Genomic DNA, 2,772 nt, shown 5'->3' on the forward strand with positions numbered 1-2,772 from the left:
CCCTCTCGCGGCGAGGGGCCGGCCGGTATCAGGTGTCAGGCCCGTCCAGGAGACGCGCGCGGAGAGCGCTTACGCCGCCGCGTCGAAACCGGTGTCGCGGGCCATCTTCTTCAGCTCCAGCAGCGCGTGCTTCTCGATCTGCCGGATCCGCTCGCGCGTCAGGCCGTGCTGCTTGCCGACCTCGGTGAGCGTGCGCTCGCGGCCGTCCTCGATGCCGTACCGCGCCTTGATGATGGACGCGGTGCGGTGGTCGAGCCGGCCGATGAGGTCTTCCAGTTCCTCGCTGCGCAGCAGCGTCAGCACGGACTGCTCCGGCGAGACCGCGGAGGTGTCCTCCAGCAGGTCGCCGAACTGCGTCTCGCCCTCGTCGTCCACCGACATGTTCAGGCTGACCGGGTCGCGGGCCCAGTCGAGCACGTCAGAGACGCGCTCCGGCTTCGTGCCGAGCTCCGCGGCGATCTCCGCGTGCTCGGGGTCGCGGCCGTTCTCCCGGTTGAACTCGCGCTGCACGCGCCGGATGCGGCCCAGCTCCTCGACGAGGTGTACGGGCAGCCGGATCGTACGGGACTGGTCGGCGATGGACCGCGTGATGGCCTGCCGGATCCACCACGTCGCGTACGTGGAGAACTTGAAGCCCTTCGCGTAGTCGAACTTCTCGACCGCGCGGACCAGGCCGGCGTTGCCCTCCTGGATCAGGTCCAGCAGGGGCAGCCCGCTGCGCGGATAGCGGCGGGCGACGGCGACGACGAGGCGCAGGTTGGACTTGATGAAGACGTCCTTGGCGCGGGCGCCCTCGGCGGCGATGGCCTCAAGCTCGGCGCGCTTCGCCTTGACGGCGCTGTCCTCGTCGATCTGGCCGTCCAGGATCTGCTGGGCGTAGACGCCCGCCTCGATGGTCTGGGACAGCTCGACTTCCTTTGCGGCGTCGAGCAGGGGCGTACGCGCTATCTCGTCGAGGTACATGCCGACCAGGTCGCGGTCGGCGATCTCTCCGCCTACAGCGCGAACACTGCTTACCCCGTCAGTACCCTTGGCTGCGGTCTGACGACGGGCGACGGCACGGGTTGCCATGCGTGCTCCCTTGCGATGAGTCGGTCGCGGGATGGGGTGCGGAACTCCCTGCCGGGTGCCCCGTCCGATGGAAAGAACGACTGGAATCCGGACAGAATTCCCAAGCCGCGCTCATATTTTTGTGATCATGCAGTACCCTGTGCCGCCACAGAGGGGAGTCCCGTGGCTTCGGAACCACAGGAAGTGCAGGTCAGAGCGGGCGTCGCGGGGGACCTCGACGCGCTCACCGAGCTCTACAACCACTACGTGCGTGAGACACCGATCACGTTCGACACCACCCCGTACACACCGGAGGGACGCCGGCCCTGGCTGCTCTCCTACCCTGAAGACGGCCCATACCGCCTTCTGGTTGCGCAGGAGTCGCCGGGCGGCCCGATTCTGGGCTACGCCACCAGCAGCCGGCTCCGCCCGAAGGCCGCCTATGCGACCTCCGTCGAGACCACCGTCTACTGCGCCGCCGACGCGGGCGGGCGGGGCGTCGGGACGCTGCTGTACAAGGCGCTCTTCGAGATCCTGGCCCAGCAGGACGTGCACCGCGCCTACGCGGGGATAACCCAGCCGAACGAGGCCTCGTACCGGCTGCACCGGCGCTTCGGCTTCGAGCCGCTCGGCACGTACCACGAGGTCGGCCGGAAATTCGGTCGTTATTGGGATGTGGCCTGGTACGAGAAGCGGCTGTCCTGATCCAGTTGACGGGTTCCCCGGACGGGTGTGCTCTGGACATGACGGCTTGAGGATCTGAGGAGGGGCCTGCGGAAGGAGCCCGCCATGCAGACATCCGCCCACCACCACGGCGCGACCGTCGCCCGCCCGCAGCACCGCCCGCGCGTCGCGGCCGGCGTCGCCCTGCCGGTCACCGCGGCCCTGGTCTACGGCCTGTACGTCCTCTTCCTCGACCACAGCAACGGCGGCTCCTGGGGCCGCGCCGCGCTCCTCGCGCTGGTGGCGGCCGTGGTCACGGGCGCGGTCGGACTGCTGCTGGTGCGCCGCCGCGCGGCCCTGCCGACGGAGGTACGGGCCCTCGCCTTCGGCGCGCTCTTCGGCTGCGCCATGGGCTTCCTGTACAGCCTGACGGGCCCCTCCGTGCTGCGCTCCGTCACGATGGGGCTGGTGCTCGGCGCCGCGTTGGCCCTGGTCTCCCTGTACGTCTTCCGCGCCCACGAGCCGCATGTGACGCGCTGAGGGCGGGACGGGGGGCAGGACCGCAGCCCTGGCCCCGTCCGCCTGTAGCCCTGGTCCCGTCCGCCCCAGGGCGTAGGGCCACGGACCGTTACCGGCCCGATACCCGCCGACCTAGCCTCGGCCCATGGAGATCACAAGCGGGAACAGCGCGAGCAACGGAGCCCTCAACGAGGCCCTTGAGCGGCTGCACGCCTCGGGCCCGGAGTTCAACGGCTACCTGAGCAACCACGGCCCGATGGCCGTCGAGGCGATGGCCCGGCACGGCCGGTCCGCCGCCGTGCACGGCTGGCTCGACGCGTACGAGACGAAGCTGGACGAGGCCCCCGGCGCGCGGACCCGGATCACCGGCGCCGACTGGCACGAGGCGCTGGGCGACATGGGCCGGGTCGCCGACTGGACCGCGTACATCGGCGAGCAGCTCGCCGAGCGGCCCTGGCGCGCGGTGCTGGCCGAGTGGTGGCCGCGGCTGCTGCCCGGCATCGCGGGCGCCGCCACGCACCCGGTCATCCGCGTGGGCCA

The 2,772-nt window shown here is 70.7% G+C and carries 3 protein-coding genes and 1 pseudogene; 3 read left to right on the forward strand and 1 reads right to left on the reverse strand.

Features of this window, described 5'->3' with window-relative positions; genetic code table 11:
* Window positions 1-69 precede the first annotated feature (69 nt).
* Window positions 70-1,071 carry a sigma-70 family RNA polymerase sigma factor gene (locus ACFU99_RS39950; protein WP_384402551.1) on the reverse strand — a complete coding sequence of 334 codons (1,002 nt, stop codon included), beginning with the start codon at window positions 1,069-1,071 and terminating at the stop codon, window positions 70-72.
* A 162-nt stretch (window positions 1,072-1,233) separates the two neighbouring features.
* Here ACFU99_RS39950 and ACFU99_RS39955 point away from each other — a divergent pair, with 162 nt between their 5' ends.
* From ACFU99_RS39955 to ACFU99_RS39965, 3 genes and pseudogenes are all read left to right on the forward strand, one after another.
* Window positions 1,234-1,755, forward strand: coding sequence for a GNAT family N-acetyltransferase (locus ACFU99_RS39955; protein ID WP_384402554.1), 522 nt, complete (start codon window positions 1,234-1,236; stop codon window positions 1,753-1,755).
* An 84-nt stretch (window positions 1,756-1,839) separates the two neighbouring features.
* A complete protein-coding gene (locus ACFU99_RS39960) occupies window positions 1,840-2,253 on the forward strand; it encodes a hypothetical protein (RefSeq protein WP_384402557.1) in 414 nt (137 codons plus the stop codon).
* A gap of 124 nt (window positions 2,254-2,377) precedes the next feature.
* Window positions 2,378-2,772 (forward strand): annotated as a pseudogene (locus tag ACFU99_RS39965) (hypothetical protein); the annotation flags it as partial.

Source organism: Streptomyces sp. NPDC057654, assembly GCF_042800135.1.
In the GTDB taxonomy this organism is placed as follows: Bacteria; Actinomycetota; Actinomycetes; order Streptomycetales; family Streptomycetaceae; genus Streptomyces.

Excerpts from the sequence above, each read along its gene's own strand:
- ACFU99_RS39960 (WP_384402557.1), top strand. The coding sequence starts at position 1,840 with ATGCAGACATCCGCCCACCACCACGGCGCGACCGTCGCCCGCCCGCAG.
- ACFU99_RS39950 (WP_384402551.1), bottom strand. The coding sequence starts at position 1,071 with ATGGCAACCCGTGCCGTCGCCCGTCGTCAGACCGCAGCCAAGGGTACT.